We start from the raw sequence: 14,110 nt of genomic DNA, 5'->3' as shown, positions 1-14,110 counted from the left end.
GCAGAGTTTGAAACCCGGCTTGACCGCCCGCATGCAAACCCGCAGGTTGCGCCAAAATGATACCTGGAACCGAGCATGGCCAGAACCGCCCCCTTTGCCCCCTTTGAATGGATGATCGCCTGGCGGTATCTGCGCGCGCGGCGCGCCGAGGGCGGGGTCAGTGTGATGACCTGGATCAGCTTGATTGGCATCACCCTCGCGGTCTTTGCTCTGATCGCTACGCTGTCCGTGCGCGAAGGGTTTCGCACGGAATTTGTCGATACGATCCTGGGGGCCAATGCCCATGTCACGATCTACCAACTAGGAGAGGTCGGGGCCAACGGCCAGATCGACCGCACCATCGCCGATTACGAAGCGCTTGCCGCAGATGTGGCGCAGGTGCCGGGGGTGACGCGGGTGGCGCCACTGGTGCGCCAACAGGTGATGGCCAACCACCGCCAGGCCAATGCAGGCGTAGAGGTCTACGGGATCGCGGCGCAGGATCTAAAAACCATCCCGCGCGTGGCAAATTCCGATCAGGCGCGGGGGGATATTGACCGCTTTGACGCGGGCATCGCGCTTGGTCTGGGGGTGGCCAACACGCTCGGTGTCACGGTGGGCGATCAGATCAAGCTCATCTCTCCCAATGGTGTGAAAACCGCCTTCGGCACCAGCCCCCGCGTGAACGCCTATGAGGTGGTCTATATCTTTGCCGCAGGCCGCTATGACATCGACCGCACCCGTGCCTATCTGCCCATCGCCGAAGCGCAGCGTTTCTTTAACCGCGAAGGCGTCGCGGATGAACTGGAGGTTATGGTAGCCGACCCCGAAGAGATTAACGCGATGGCTGCCGATCTTTTCGCCGCTGCCGGTCCACGCGGCCAGATCTGGACCTGGCAAGACGCCTCTGGTGCGTTTCTGGATGCGCTCGACATCGAAGACCGGGTGATGTTCGTCATCCTGTCTGTGCTTGTGCTGATTGCGGCCATGAACATCGTCTCTGGCCTGATCATGCTGGTGAAAAACAAGGGCCGCGACATTGGGATATTGCGCACCATGGGGCTGTCTGAGGGCTCTGTGCTGCGGGTGTTTTTCATCTGCGGGGCCTTTACCGGCATCATCGGCACGGCGCTTGGGGTGATCTTTGGCTGCCTTTTTGCGCTTTATATCGACCAGATATTTGGCTTCGTGAACTACCTCTCGGGCGGCAACGCCTGGGACGCCTCGATCAGAGGCATCTACTTTTTGCCCGCTGAACTGCGCTTTGAGGACGTGCTCACCGCCGTCGCCCTGTCGCTGGGGCTGTCTTTTGTCGTGACGATCTTCCCGGCCCGCCGTGCTGCGCGCATGAACCCGGTTGAGGCGCTGCGGTATGAGTGATCCGGTGCTGCAACTCAGCGACATCACCAAGACCTATAACCCAGGTCAGGCCAACGCGGTGCCGGTGCTGCGCGGCGTCAATTTGGATGTCGCCGCTGGTGAGGTTGTGGCCCTTGTGGCCCCGTCAGGGGCAGGCAAATCCACGCTGCTGCATATCGCCGGGCTGCTGGACACGCCAGACGGCGGGCAGGTCGCCATCGCAGGCACGGACATGACCGGCAAACCGGACCGTGCACGCACGCGGGTCCGGCGCAATGATGTGGGCTTTATCTATCAGTTCCACCACCTGCTGCCTGAATTCAGCGCCGCTGAAAACATCGTTCTGCCGCAACTTGCCAATGGGGTGCGCCACGGCGCGGCCAATAAGCGCGCGCATGCATTGCTCGAAAGCGTCGGCGTCGGCCCCCGCGCCAGCCACCGCCCCGCAGCCCTTTCAGGGGGCGAACAACAACGCGTGGCCTTTTGCCGGGCCCTGGCCAATGCGCCCAAATTGCTGCTGGCGGATGAACCCACAGGCAACCTTGACCCGGCCACATCTGATCAGGTCTTTGACGCGCTGATGGCGCTGGTGCGCAGCACCGGGCTCTCTGCCCTGATCGCCACGCACAACCTGGAGCTTGCCGCCCGGATGGACCGCCAGATCCGGCTTTCGGACGGACAGCTGGTCTAAGCCCTGCGCGCAAGGGGCGCTGGGCCGCGCATACATAACCCTTGCGTGAACTGAAGCATTTCAAAGGGTTGCCGGAAGCGGCGACCCAAAATGAAATGCCCAGCACCCCCAGTATGCCGCTTGACGCGCGCTTGCGCTTTTGATCAGACTGAACGTCGCATCAAAGCACGGGTGCCAGGAAGGCTAGCATGGTTCAAATTTCGCTCAAAGACATCCGCGATACCGTTCAAGCGGCGCTTGTGGCCCATGGGGCTGATGCCTTTCCCGCCGCAGAAGTGTCGCGCGCGGTGGCGGCGGCTGAATCCGTTGGCAACAAGATCTGCGGTCTTTACTACGTGGAAAGCTATTGCCAACAGCTGCGCTCGGGCCGTGTCAAAGGCGATGTGATCCCAACGGTCTCCAATCCGCGCAGCGCGGTGGTGCATGTGGATGCCCATTTCGGCTTTGCCCAACCCGCCTTTGCCTACGGGCTGCCCGTGGCCCTGGATGCCGCACGCCAGGCGGGCGTGGCAACACTTGCCGTGGGGCACGCCCACACCTGCACCTCGCTGGGCTATTTCACCGAACAGATTGCGCGCGCCGGTTTCATCGGCATCGGTTTCACCAATGCCTCCCCCATTGTGGCGGCACCGGGTGGCAAGACCCGGGTCATTGGCACCAACCCCATCGCGTTCTCCGTGCCGGACGGCGCGGGCGGGGTGGCCATGCAGTTTGACCAATCCACCACCACCGTGGCCCTGGGCAAGATCACCATGGCCAAGGCCGCAGGTGAGCAAATTCCCCAAGGCTGGGCCGTGGACGCAAACGGTGCCCCCACCACAGATCCAGAGGCCGCCATCGGCGGCTCACTTGTCTCAATGGGCGGCTACAAAGGCTGGGGCTTTGGCCTCATGGCCGAGATTTTGGCCGCTGCGATGACCGGCGGCATCCTGTCTAAGGATGTCAAACCCCTCAAAGCGCCAGAAGGCCCGCCGCATGATCTGGGCCAGTACTATATCCTTGTGGACCCGTCCGCCTCGCCTGACTTTGTGCCGCGCCTCACGGATCTGGCGCAGGCCGCTCAAACCGATCCCGGCGCGCGGATGCCGGGACAAGGCAAATCCCCCGCTGACCCGGTTGACGTGGCCGACGCGGTCTGGGCGCAAATGCAATCTCTCGCCGCCAATTGATCTGGATCATGGTGGGCGTTTTGCCCCCCGGCACACTCCCTATACCTTGGGTCAGTTGGAGGAAGATTGATGACAGCGTATGCCTTGCCGCTCGGGTCCCTAGCTCTTGCGTTGCTTGTCGCCTGTACGCCGCCATCCATGCCAGAGCCGGAGGAGGGCGCGGCATTCTTCGCGGCCAACTGCACCTCGTGTCACGGGGGGAGCGGGCGAGGGGACGGAGCGCTCAGCGCCGGCCTTTCGCCCAAACCCACTGATTTGACACAGCTGGCGGCGCAAAATGGCGGGGTGTTCCCAACCGCCCGCGCGCTCAGCTACATCTACGGCGATCCCGAACAGGGCCACCTGGCGCGGGTCATGCCGCAGTTTGGCGGCGCGATGGCCGAAGATCTGGTGCCGCTTGAGGTGGATGGGGTGCTCACGCCAACACCGCGCGCCTTGGCGGCCTTGCTGGTCTATCTGGAAGGCATTCAAAACTAAGGCGAAAGGCGTTTCGCGCGCCTGTCTTGTGCGCAACCGCCCTGACGGTGGCCATCAAAGCTCAGCCACAAATGCCGCGCACCGTGACCCCATCCCAAGGCAGGCGCACATTCCATTCCCGCGACTGCGGCAGCGGGGCCACGGGCATGACCTGCGCCAACAACCCGTGCAACCGCGCGGTGCGCGCCCCTTGCGGGGCCAACGCCCTGCAACAGACGTATTCCTCCACGATGGAGGCCTGTTGTTCATAGGCAAAAGACAGAAATTCCCGCGTGCCGGTCACCTCAAAGAGGTAAGGATCCCGCCCGCCGCCATGCTCTGCTGCGGCCTTCAGAGGCGAATAGCCGGTCAGCGCCCGGTTTTGCCACTGCCAAATATGCGTCAGCTCATGGGCAAAAAGCATCGCGGCTATCAGGCCAATGGTATCGGGATATTCGGGCAAGTAATCGTCCAGGTACCAATCCTTGTCATAAAGGATGGTGTTATAAAGCGCGACTGCGGCTGGTTTTGTTGTCACGACGGCTTCTGTGACGGGGGGCAGGATCAATTCGCGACAAGTGGTGCGGGGCCGCGCTTTGCGCGTGAACGTAACCGCGCGGGTGGGGGCCCCATCCACAAACCGCACCCGGTCCATGTTGAGCGTATCGCCATGGATGTCCGCCAAAAACCCACGTTCGTTGTCAGTCAGCGGGCGCCCACAGGCCGCAACCAACACCAACAAAAACAGCGCTCGCCACATCCCCCCGCTACCGCGCAAAGGTGGCAGTGGCCAAGGCCACCGGCTTGTCCGAGGGTTCGGCAATCAGCGTGCACTGCGCAAAGATCATCGACTTGCCCAACCGTGTCAGCGTCGCCTCTGCACGGATCGCCTGCCCACTGGCGGGGCGCAAGAACTGCGTGTCCAGCGTCACCGTGCCAACGGGCTCGGGCGTGCCCAATTGGCCAAAACAGGCAAAAACCATCGCGGTATCTGCCAATGCCGCCAGCGTCTGGCCAGAGACGATGTCGCCAATGCGGGTGATCTCTGCCGTGATCGGAATGCGCAGCGTGGCCCCCTGGGGACCAATCTCAGTGATCGCGATATCAAGCGCTTTGATCCAGGGGGCAAAGCTTTGATCCAGAATGGCATGGGCGGTTTCAGGTGTCATGCCCGCAGGTTACGACCTTGCTCCGCCGGTGCAAGGTAATACCCGCCCGGAAGGGGACCAAATGCGCAAGTGCGGTGTTCCGCGGCTGCTGTTGGAAAGTTATATTAGAAAGATGAAGCGCGACGGATGGGCTTCATCTTTCTCTTAAAACTCACATCCAACAGCGCAGACGGGTGGCACGGATTGTGTTGCGCGGGCCGGGGTGCCTTAAACGTCCAGCTCTTCGACAAACCGGGCGTTTTCCTGAATATACTGAAACCGCAGCTCGGGCTTTTTGCCCATCAGCCGTTCGACCAGATCACCGGTTTCCCCCGGCACGTCCTCATCCACGGACACGCGGATCAGTTTGCGTGTCTTGGGGTCCATGGTGGTTTCTTTGAGGTCTTTGGCGTCCATCTCGCCCAGGCCTTTGAAGCGCTGCAGATCGATCTTGCCTTTTCCGCCCAGCCCCTTTTCCAGCCAGTGGTCCTTTTCGGCGTCATCGGCGACATAAATCCGCTTGGCCCCTTGGGTCAGTCGGTAGAGCGGCGGGCAGGCGAGATAGAGGTGGCCTTGGTCAATCAGCGGGCGCATTTGCGTGAAAAAGAAGGTCATCAACAGCGCAGCGATATGGGCACCGTCCACATCCGCATCGGTCATGATGATGATCTTTTCATACCGCAGATCGTCGATGTTGAACTTGGTGCCCATGCCGACACCCAGCGCTTCGCATAGATCGTTGATCTCAGCGTTGGTGTTCAGCTTGCCTGAGGCCGCGCCCAGAACGTTCAGGATCTTACCCTTGAGTGGCAAAAGCGCCTGGGTTTCGCGGTTGCGCGCGCCTTTGCCTGATCCCCCGGCCGAATCCCCCTCAACGATGAAAAGCTCCGTGCCTTCGCGGTCCTTTGAGGTGCAGTCGGTCAGCTTGCCGGGCAGGCGCAGCTTTTTGGTGGCCGACTTGCGCGCGGTTTCCTTTTCCTGACGCCGGCGCAGCCGTTCCTCGGCGCGCAGCACCAGGAAATCGAGGATCGCGCCTGCTGATTTGGTGTCAGCGGCCAGCCAGTTGTCAAAGTGATCGCGCACAGCGCCTTCGGTCATCTTTTGGGCGGCTTCGGTGGACAGACGGTCCTTGGTTTGCCCCACAAAGGCGGGATCGGCGATAAAGCAGCTGACCAAGGCGCAGCCGCCCGACATCAGATCATCCCGCGTGATCTGGGCGGCCTTTTTGTTGTTGGCCAATTCGCCATACGCCTTGATGCCTTTCAGGATCGCGGCCCAGAAGCCTGCGACATGGGTGCCGCCTTCTGGGGTGGGCACGGTGTTACAATAGGACTGGATGAACCCATCGCGGGACGGGGTCCAGTTGATCGCCCATTCGACCTTGCCGGCCTCGCCAAATTTCTCACGGAAATCCACCGTGCCGGAAAAGGCGGCCTCGGCATAGGTGGTGGCCTTGCCCAGTGGTTTCAGACAGGTAATCGGTCAATCCGCCGGGGAAGTGAAAGGTTGCCTCCTGCGGTGTCTCGCCATCGGAAATCTCAGATTTCCAGCGGATCTCCACGCCTGAGAACAAGTAAGCCTTTGACCGGATGGAGTTGAAAAGCCGTGCGGGTTTGAATTTGTGACTGCCAAAGATCTCGGCATCGGGGTGGAAGGTGACGGTTGTGCCGCGCCGGTTGGGGGCGGCGCCCACCTTTTCCACGGGCCCCAGAGGCAGACCGCGGGAAAAGCGTTGCTCAAACACTTCCTTGTTGCGCGCCACCTGCACGACCATCGTATCTGACAGCGCATTGACCACAGATGCGCCAACCCCGTGCAGGCCGCCGGATGTCTGATAGGCCTTGCCGGAAAACTTGCCGCCCGCGTGCAGCGTGCACAAGATCACCTCAAGCGCGGATTTGTCGGGGAACTTCGGGTGCGGATCAATTGGAATGCCGCGTCCGTTGTCGCGGATGGTGATCGCGTAATCTGCGTGCAGCTCCACCTCGATGCGGTTGGCATGGCCTGCCACCGCTTCGTCCATTGAGTTATCAAGCACTTCTGCCACCATGTGGTGCAGGGCGCGTTCATCGGTGCCGCCAATGTACATGCCAGGGCGCTTGCGCACCGGCTCAAGCCCTTCCAGCACTTCGATGGAGGAGGCATCATAATCACTGGGCTCTGCCCCGGATAAAAGATCGGACATCAGGCTGCTCTGGTTCTGTTTTGCTTGCATCACAATATGGCAGAGCGTAGGGCGCGGGAAAAGGGGACATGCACGGGCTTTCTTCTTTGAGGGGCCGAATTACCTTGGAGCGCAGGGGCAGGAGGGCCGCGGATGCAAAATAACGCCACACAAGCAATCCTTTTTACAGGCCAGGCACCTGGGCGTTTGTCGGATGCGCCGAACTGGCGCTATCTGCTGCAAGAGTTTGAAGAGCTTTACCGCATGATCCCCGCAGGAGGCAGCGACAAGATCGCAGGCCACCAGCGCAAGGTGCGCGAGGCAACAGCGCGGCTGTTGCGTGCCAATGCCGTTCTTGCCCCGCAGCAACCTGCCTCAAAACCGGTGTGTGCCCATCTGCGCCGCGCGCTGGATGAAGGGCGGCAAGGGGCGACAGCGCCGGTGGTGCGCGCTTTGGATGCGGTGCAAAGCGCGCTCAGCTGGCAATACGGCTATGAAAAAGTGCCGCGCGGGCTGCAAAACAGCTATGCCTATGCTGAAATTGCCGGCACCACGGGGCCGATCCTGAGCGATGAGATCATCCTGGGCGTGGTGCTTTTTGCGCCCAATTGCACCTATCCTGCCCATGCCCACAAAGGCATCACAGAAAGCTATGTCTGTTTGTCGGGGGCTGTCTCAGAAAACCATCAGGGCGTTTATGTGCCCGGCTCGCTCATCTTCAACCCGCCGGATCATCTGCACCGGATTACCGTGGGCAAACGCGAACCCGCGCTCTTGGCCTATGCCTGGATGGGGGACAAAGAAGACCTGCATCACCAAAAGATGGTGTTTCGCCGGACCAAAGCCTGAAGGGAGGTGCCTATGCCTTGGATCAAGACCATTCCGTTTGATGCGGCAACCGGCAAGCTGCGCCAGCTTTATGAGCGTGTCACGGGACCGGGCAATAACGTGGACAACATCATGATGATGCATTCGCTGCGCCCGCATTCCATGGAAGGGCACATGGCGCTTTACAAGAACGTGCTGCATCACAGTGGCAATCAGGTGCCCAAGTGGTTTTTGGAAACGCTGGGGGTTTGGGTGTCGTCGTTGAATGACTGCGCCTATTGTGTGGAGCATCACTTTGCCGGGTTGAAACGTCTGTTGAAAGACGATGCGCGCGCCACAGCGTTGCGCCAGGCGATTGAGGCGCGTGATGTGCCAGCCACTCCGCTTGAGGCGCGCGAACAGGCCGCCATGCGCTATGCGGCGCGGCTGACGCAATCCCCGCAGGATATGGATGAGGCAGACGTCAAAGCCTTGCAGCTTGCGGGTTGGGATGATGGCGAAATTTTAGAGATCAATCAGGTTGTCGCCTATTTCGCCTATGCCAATCGCACGGTTCTGGGGCTGGGCTGCAGCACGCAGGGTGACATCATTGGGCTCAGCCCGGGCAACAGCGATGATCCGGAGGATTGGGGGCACGCCTGAGGCAGGCTCCTTTGCCAGGTGGTGGCGCCCTTTTCGCGCAACAGGGCGGTTGTGGCGGCGGTGAGGGGGCTTTTGAGTTATAGGGGAAAGATGAAGCGCAGGCTGCGGTTCCTGTCTTTTGGGGCGGTTGTTGGACCCTAGGGGAATTTTAAGGGTGATCTATGGGGCTGTCCGCTAGCCAATCGCGGATGGCAGCAGCGACCTCATTTGGTTTTTGGTGGTGGAGCCAGTGATCGGCGCCTGAAATCTCAATGCGTGTGAGGTCTGCGGCGAAGTCTTCCAATCCTTCCGTCGCTTCGGGCAGAAGTGCGGTGTCACCGGTGCCCCAGATCAACAGATGCGGGCAGCGCACGTGGAGTTTGTCCAGCGGCAGCTGCGGCGGATCAGCCACTGGCGTGCCGGGCGCGCCAATCACCAGGGGGGAGGCGCGGTACCAGTTGATCATGCCGCGCAGGCGACCTGGTCTGGCCCATTCGGTGCGATATGCCGCCAAGGTCGCGTCATCGGCCCAGCTGTCTTCCATATTGGCGGTAAAGAAATTTGTAAGTTTGGCGTAATCGTCTGCCGCCAGACGCGTCTCTGATCCTTCTTTGCGCAGGTAATGAATGTATTGCGAAGCGTCGTTTTGCGCCCCTCCTGCTGCTAATGCGCGTTGAAAGGGCACCGGGTGCACGCCGTTCATGATGATCAGCCGCGCCACCAGCTCTGGTCGGAACATCGCCAAGCCGTAGGCGACAGCCGCCCCCCAGTCATGGCCCAGCACGTTCACCGGCCCATCGCCGATCAGCGCGGCCATATCCGCGATCAACTTGGACCCGGTATAGTCAGACACCTCTTGCGGTGCCCAGCTTTGGCCAAAGCCGCGTTGGTCCGGGGCGATGCAGTGGAAACGGTCCGCCAACAGCGGGGCCAGGGTTTCCCAGGCACCGCCATATTCGGGAAAGCCGTGCAGCAGCAACAGTTTTGGCAGATGTGCCGCCCCCCAATGGCGCACAAAGAAAGGCTGGCCGTTCAGCAATACCGTATCAGTGCGCATGGCTGTCATGATCTGCTCCTCCGCTGTGACATCCACCCTTGGCCGAAGTCCCGGCAAGGTCCAGCATTTTTGCCTGCCGCGGGGATCTGACGGCGCGTCGCAAATCGGCTTTCCCTTTTTGCGGGCCAGGCGTAAGGCTGGTGCATGTCCACACCCATGCTTCCCCGCGCGCATGTCCGCGCCATTCTGACCCTTGGCCTGCCTTTGATCGGCGGGCATCTGGGGCAAATCCTGATCGGGGTGACCGATACGGTGATGCTGGGCTGGTATTCGGTTGAGGCTTTGGCGGCCGTTACCCTGGGCAGCACCTATTTCTTTGTGATTTTCATCACCGGGTCTGGTTTTGCTTTTGCGGTGATGCCGATGGTGGCCACCTTTGCGGCGGAGGGCGATGAAACCTCCATCCGCCGCGCCACCCGCATGGGGCTGTGGCTGTCGCTGGGCTATGCGGTGCTGGCGATGCCGCTGATGATCTATTCTGGGCCGATCCTGCGTCTGCTGGGCCAAACCGACGATGTCGCCCGCACCGGTGCCGATTACCTGACTGTGGCGGGGTGGGGGATGTTTCCGGCGATCATTGTGATGGTGCTTAAGAACTACCTGGCGGCGCTGGAGCGCACGCAGGTCGTGCTGTGGATCACGCTGGCGGCGGCGGTGCTGAACGGGCTGGTGAACTATGCGCTGATCTTTGGCAATTGGGGCGCGCCAGAGCTGGGGATTGTCGGGGCGGCCATCGCATCTGTGGTGACGCAGCTGGCCTCCGTCATCGGGCTGGTGATCTATATCCTGCTTGTTGTGCCACAACACCGGCTTTTTGTGCGGTTCTGGCGCGCGGATTGGCAGATGCTGTCACGGGTGTCGCGGCTGGGCTGGCCCATCGGGCTGACGGTGCTCAGCGAAACTGGGCTTTTTGCCGCCTCCGCCATGATGATGGGGTGGCTGGGCACGGTGCCGTTGGCCGCGCACGGGATTGTGCTGCAACTGGCCTCCATCACCTTTATGGTCCACCTGGGCCTCAGCAACGTCGCCACAATCCGCGCAGGCAATGCGCTGGGCCGGCAGGACCGCGCGCATATGGCGCGGGGCGCTTGGGTGGTCACGGTGATGTCGGTGCTTTTTGCCGCGCTCACCATCACCGCGTTTCTCACCCTGCCAGAGCCGCTGATCCAGCTCTTTATTCAACGCGATGAACCCGCGCGGCTGGAGATCCTGGCCATTGGTGCGACGCTTTTGGGGATGGCCGCCTTGTTTCAGCTTGTGGACGGGGCGCAGGCGGTTGCCCTGGGGCTGCTGCGCGGGGTGCAGGACACCGCCATCCCGATGTGGCTTGCCGCGTTTAGCTATTGGATCGTTGGCGTGCCGTCGTCTTATGTCTTGGGCTTTATGCTGGGCTGGGGCGGCGTCGGCATCTGGAGCGGCCTTGTCGTGGGGCTTGGCGCTGCGGCGGTGCTGTTGAACCTGCGGTTTTGGCGTGTGGTCTTGCCCAAGGTGGGGCAGGGGCGCGCGCCGCAACCTGCGCCCTAGCCAGGCGGCAAAGGCTTAGCTCTCTGCGGTCAGCCGGTCGGCCTTTTTACGCACCAAGGTGCTGCGCAGATCGTGCATGGCCAACAGCAACTGATCTGTGACCGCTTCCAGCTGCGCATCACTGGCCCGCGATTGGGCCCATTGTGTCGTCAAATTCAGATGATCTACCGCGCGAAAAATATCGTCGATGTCGCGGTGGGCAAGCAGCTCCAGCCGTTCGGCCATCCAGGCTTCGATGCGGGCGCGATCCTTATCCTCAAGCGTTCTGTCGCCATGAGGTTTGATCTCACCATTCTTGATGTTGACCAGAGCAATCTGGTCCATCTCAATCCGGCGTTGCCGGTTTTCGGTATCTACACGAAAAACGGCTGCGCCATTCTCCCGCACCCGGAAATAATACTCCGGCAAATCCGCTGACATACTCGACCTCCGCCAGGCTGACTCGGAAAATTGAGACGCATGTTATCACAATTTGACGAGTTTTACCGCGACGTGTTTAGGTTTGCTTTTTTTGGGCTATTCCCACGCCTTGTCAGCGCAATTTTGCACAAAAGGTCTGGATGCGGGAGCAGGCACTTTGTAAAGCAGCGTCCGATGTTGCATAGCTTACGCGGAAATTCGGGGACAGGCCAAAGGCCGCGCCAAAGACGACCGCCACCCCGGTTTCTTCCAACAAAGCGGTGGCAAACGCCTCATCATCAGCGATCAGCGTGCCGCCTTCTGAGGTCTTTCCGATCAACCCGGCGATGGAAGGATAGACATAAAACGCCCCTCCGGCACGGGGCATGTCATGCCCTCAATTTCGTTCAGCATGGACACAACCAGATTGCGCCGGCGGCTGAAAATCTCATTGTTTGCAACCAAGTAGTCTTGCGGGCCGTTCAACGCCTCCACGGCGGCCCATTGGCTGACGCTGCAGGGGTTGGAGGTGGATTGCGACTGGATTTTGCGCATCGCCGCGATCAGTTTTTGCGGCCCCGCAGCATAGCCAATCCGCCATCCCGTCATCGCATAGGCCTTGGACACGCCGTTCACAGTCAGCGTTCTGTCATAAAGTCCGGGTTCAACCTCGGCGGGTGTGCAGAATGTAAACCCGTCGTAGGCGAGGTGCTCATACATGTCGTCTGTCATCACCCAAACATGCGGATGACGCATCAAAACGTCTGTCAGAGCCTTCAATTCAGCATGGGTATAGCCCGCCCCGGTGGGGTTGGAGGGGGAGTTGAAGATGAACCATTTGGTGCGCGGCGTGATCGCGGCTTCCAAGGCCTCAGGGGTCAATTTGAATGCAGTCTCAAGCGAGGCTGGCGCAATCACCGCCTCACCGCCGGCCAGGCGCACCATGTCAGGATAGCTCACCCAATAGGGGGCTGGGATCACCACCTCATCGCCGGGGTTCAGGGTTGCCATCAGGGCGTTGTAAAGGACTTGTTTACCACCTGTGCCCACAGTGACCTGGGCAGGGGAGTAGGTCAGTTGGTTGTCGCGCTTGAACTTGGCACAGATGGCTTCTTTCAGCTCGGCAATGCCGTCCACAGCTGTGTATTTCGTCTTGCCCTCGGCAATGGCGGCAATAGCTGCGTCTTTGATGTTCTGGGGGGTGTCAAAATCAGGCTCGCCCGCGCCCAGACCGATGACATCATGGCCAGCGGCCTTAAGCTCCGCGGCTTTTGTGGTCACGGCAATGGTGGGGGACGGTTTGACGCGGTCAAGTGTCGCTGAGAGCAGTTCCATCTGGGGCCTCGGAAGGTTAAGACAAGCGCACCACTCATAGGGGTGCGTTTCGCGCCGTTCAAGGCCATTGACCCTGCTGGATCATATGAAAGGCGAACAAAATGACACAAACCGATTGGTATGCACCCGAGGTGGCCACTTTTGGCGACCGTGTCGCCGCAGCCCGCGACGCGGCTGGGCTGACCCAGGCGATGCTCGCCAAACGTCTGGGCGTGCGGCTTGCCACCCTGCGCAGCTGGGAAGACGATCACAGTGAACCGCGCGCCAACCGTCTGTCGATGTTGGCCGGTTTGTTGAACGTGTCCATGATGTGGTTGATCAACGGCGAAGGCGAAGGGGTAGAACCCCCGCAAGAGGCCGCAGCCGGCCGCGCCGATCTACAAGAACTGTTGGCGGACATGCGCGCCCTTCGCACCGAAATGCACCGCAATGCTGAGGCCATGGGCCGCTTGGAAAAGCGTATGCGCCAGATGATGGATGAGCCTGCCGGTGCCTGAATTGCGCGAACATAAGGTCAAGCGTCTGCACATGCGTTCCATGCGCCGGGGCATCAAGGAAATGGACCTGATCCTGTCCGCATACGCCGCAGCTCAGCTTGCTGCGATGGATGACGCAGGGCTGGCGCTTTATGATGCGCTGCTCAGCGAAAATGACCACGATCTCTATCAATGGGTGACTGGTCAGGTCGCCACGCCCGCGCCTTATGAGGCGCTGATTGCGGACATCCAGGCCGGGTTTGAAACCCCCAGCTAAGCCGCGCCTTGGGGCCTGAGATGGGCGTCTGACGGGCCAGTGACGGGTAAGCTGCGGGTTTAACGAAATATTCTGCTTTGTTGTTCAAGTTTCCGCCAAGAATTAGGTCGGAGACAAGTATGAGCATTCAAGAACCTATCGACGCAGGCAACCATACCAAAGATTTCATGATCGCCTATCTTGAGGCGCTTTCCCTGGTGGAGCGGCTGCACAGGCTGTTGCTGGATGTGATCAAGGATGAATTTGAACGGGTCGGCGTGCTGGAGATCAACGCGGTGCAGGCGCTGTTGTTGTTCAACATTGGTGATCACGAAGTGACGGCGGGCGAGCTGAAGTCGCGCGGCTATTACCAGGGCAGCAACGTCAGCTATAATCTGAAAAAGCTGGTGGATATGGGCTATATGCACCACCAGCGCTGTGAGATTGACCGCCGCTCCGTGCGCGTGCGCCTGACCGAAAAGGGCCGCAACATCCGCGATGTGGTGGCTGAGCTTTTCTCTCGCCACGCCGATGGGCTGCAAAGCAAAGGGGTGCTTGGCCGCGACGGCATCAGCGAAATCACCTCAGCCCTGCGCCGGATGGAGCGCTATTGGACCGATCAGATCCGCTACATCTACTAGGGGGCGG

The 14,110-nt window shown here is 60.6% G+C and carries 14 protein-coding genes and 2 pseudogenes; 10 read left to right on the top strand and 6 right to left on the bottom strand.

Going from position 1 to position 14,110, the window contains the following annotated elements; translation table 11 throughout:
• The first annotated feature begins 75 nt into the window (after positions 1 to 75).
• From ACZ1HM_RS14495 to ACZ1HM_RS14480, 4 genes are all read left to right on the top strand, one after another.
• Positions 76 to 1,359 (top strand): lipoprotein-releasing ABC transporter permease subunit, encoded by a 1,284-nt coding sequence (locus ACZ1HM_RS14495; RefSeq protein WP_472743395.1) that lies wholly within the window; start codon positions 76 to 78, stop codon positions 1,357 to 1,359.
• A complete protein-coding gene (locus tag ACZ1HM_RS14490; RefSeq protein WP_472743394.1) occupies positions 1,352 to 2,029 on the top strand; it encodes an ABC transporter ATP-binding protein in 678 nt (225 codons plus the stop codon). The genes ACZ1HM_RS14495 and ACZ1HM_RS14490 overlap by 8 nt, the downstream gene beginning before the upstream one ends.
• Before the next feature lie 188 nt (positions 2,030 to 2,217).
• The gene (locus ACZ1HM_RS14485; RefSeq protein WP_472743393.1) at positions 2,218 to 3,198 is read left to right on the top strand and encodes an Ldh family oxidoreductase; all 981 of its coding nucleotides are present in this window, start codon (positions 2,218 to 2,220) and stop codon (positions 3,196 to 3,198) included.
• 69 nt (positions 3,199 to 3,267) lie between these two features.
• A complete protein-coding gene (locus ACZ1HM_RS14480) occupies positions 3,268 to 3,675 on the top strand; it encodes a c-type cytochrome (protein ID WP_472743392.1) in 408 nt (135 codons plus the stop codon).
• A gap of 61 nt (positions 3,676 to 3,736) precedes the next feature.
• Here ACZ1HM_RS14480 and ACZ1HM_RS14475 read toward each other — a convergent pair whose 3' ends face one another.
• The 3 genes and pseudogenes from ACZ1HM_RS14475 to parE form a co-directional block, all read right to left on the bottom strand.
• Positions 3,737 to 4,414, bottom strand: a complete 678-nt coding sequence (locus ACZ1HM_RS14475) for a hypothetical protein (RefSeq protein WP_472743391.1) — start codon at positions 4,412 to 4,414, stop codon at positions 3,737 to 3,739.
• A 7-nt stretch (positions 4,415 to 4,421) separates the two neighbouring features.
• Positions 4,422 to 4,823 (bottom strand): PaaI family thioesterase, encoded by a 402-nt coding sequence (locus ACZ1HM_RS14470; RefSeq protein WP_472743390.1) that lies wholly within the window; start codon positions 4,821 to 4,823, stop codon positions 4,422 to 4,424.
• A 207-nt stretch (positions 4,824 to 5,030) separates the two neighbouring features.
• Positions 5,031 to 6,990: pseudogene (gene parE, locus ACZ1HM_RS14465) on the bottom strand (DNA topoisomerase IV subunit B).
• 129 nt (positions 6,991 to 7,119) lie between these two features.
• On the opposite strand from parE, the gene ACZ1HM_RS14460 reads away from it, so the two are divergent.
• Both ACZ1HM_RS14460 and ACZ1HM_RS14455 read left to right on the top strand, forming a co-directional pair.
• Positions 7,120 to 7,815, top strand: coding sequence for a dimethylsulfonioproprionate lyase family protein (locus ACZ1HM_RS14460; protein ID WP_472743389.1), 696 nt, complete (start codon positions 7,120 to 7,122; stop codon positions 7,813 to 7,815).
• A 12-nt stretch (positions 7,816 to 7,827) separates the two neighbouring features.
• Positions 7,828 to 8,436 carry a carboxymuconolactone decarboxylase family protein gene (locus tag ACZ1HM_RS14455; RefSeq protein WP_472743388.1) on the top strand — a complete coding sequence of 203 codons (609 nt, stop codon included), beginning with the start codon at positions 7,828 to 7,830 and terminating at the stop codon, positions 8,434 to 8,436.
• Positions 8,437 to 8,584: 148 nt separating this feature from the next.
• On the opposite strand, the gene ACZ1HM_RS14450 is transcribed toward ACZ1HM_RS14455, so the two are convergent.
• A complete protein-coding gene (locus ACZ1HM_RS14450; protein WP_472743387.1) occupies positions 8,585 to 9,481 on the bottom strand; it encodes an alpha/beta fold hydrolase in 897 nt (298 codons plus the stop codon).
• Positions 9,482 to 9,616: 135 nt separating this feature from the next.
• On the opposite strand from ACZ1HM_RS14450, the gene ACZ1HM_RS14445 reads away from it, so the two are divergent.
• A complete protein-coding gene (locus ACZ1HM_RS14445) occupies positions 9,617 to 10,996 on the top strand; it encodes an MATE family efflux transporter (RefSeq protein ID WP_472743386.1) in 1,380 nt (459 codons plus the stop codon).
• Between the two features lie 15 nt (positions 10,997 to 11,011).
• On the opposite strand, the gene ACZ1HM_RS14440 is transcribed toward ACZ1HM_RS14445, so the two are convergent.
• Together ACZ1HM_RS14440 and ACZ1HM_RS14435 are read right to left on the bottom strand one after the other, a co-directional pair.
• Positions 11,012 to 11,416 carry a hypothetical protein gene (locus tag ACZ1HM_RS14440; RefSeq protein ID WP_472743385.1) on the bottom strand — a complete coding sequence of 135 codons (405 nt, stop codon included), beginning with the start codon at positions 11,414 to 11,416 and terminating at the stop codon, positions 11,012 to 11,014.
• 112 nt (positions 11,417 to 11,528) lie between these two features.
• A pseudogene (locus ACZ1HM_RS14435) lies at positions 11,529 to 12,730 on the bottom strand (pyridoxal phosphate-dependent aminotransferase).
• A gap of 101 nt (positions 12,731 to 12,831) precedes the next feature.
• Here ACZ1HM_RS14435 and ACZ1HM_RS14430 point away from each other — a divergent pair.
• The 3 genes from ACZ1HM_RS14430 (at position 12,832) to ACZ1HM_RS14420 (ending at position 14,103) form a co-directional block, all read left to right on the top strand.
• Positions 12,832 to 13,227, top strand: coding sequence for a helix-turn-helix domain-containing protein (locus ACZ1HM_RS14430; RefSeq protein ID WP_472743384.1), 396 nt, complete (start codon positions 12,832 to 12,834; stop codon positions 13,225 to 13,227).
• On the top strand, positions 13,220 to 13,483 hold the full coding sequence (locus tag ACZ1HM_RS14425) for a succinate dehydrogenase assembly factor 2 (RefSeq protein WP_472744628.1): 264 nt from the start codon (positions 13,220 to 13,222) through the stop codon (positions 13,481 to 13,483). The genes ACZ1HM_RS14430 and ACZ1HM_RS14425 overlap by 8 nt, the downstream gene beginning before the upstream one ends.
• A 119-nt stretch (positions 13,484 to 13,602) precedes the next feature.
• Positions 13,603 to 14,103: a MarR family winged helix-turn-helix transcriptional regulator gene (locus ACZ1HM_RS14420; protein WP_472743383.1), complete on the top strand. Its 501-nt coding sequence runs from the start codon at positions 13,603 to 13,605 to the stop codon at positions 14,101 to 14,103.
• The last annotated feature ends 7 nt before the right edge of the window (positions 14,104 to 14,110 follow it).

The sequence above is a fragment of the Sulfitobacter sp. GN1-4 genome, assembly GCF_055693825.1.
This window is presented reverse-complemented; position numbering and strand designations above follow the sequence as displayed.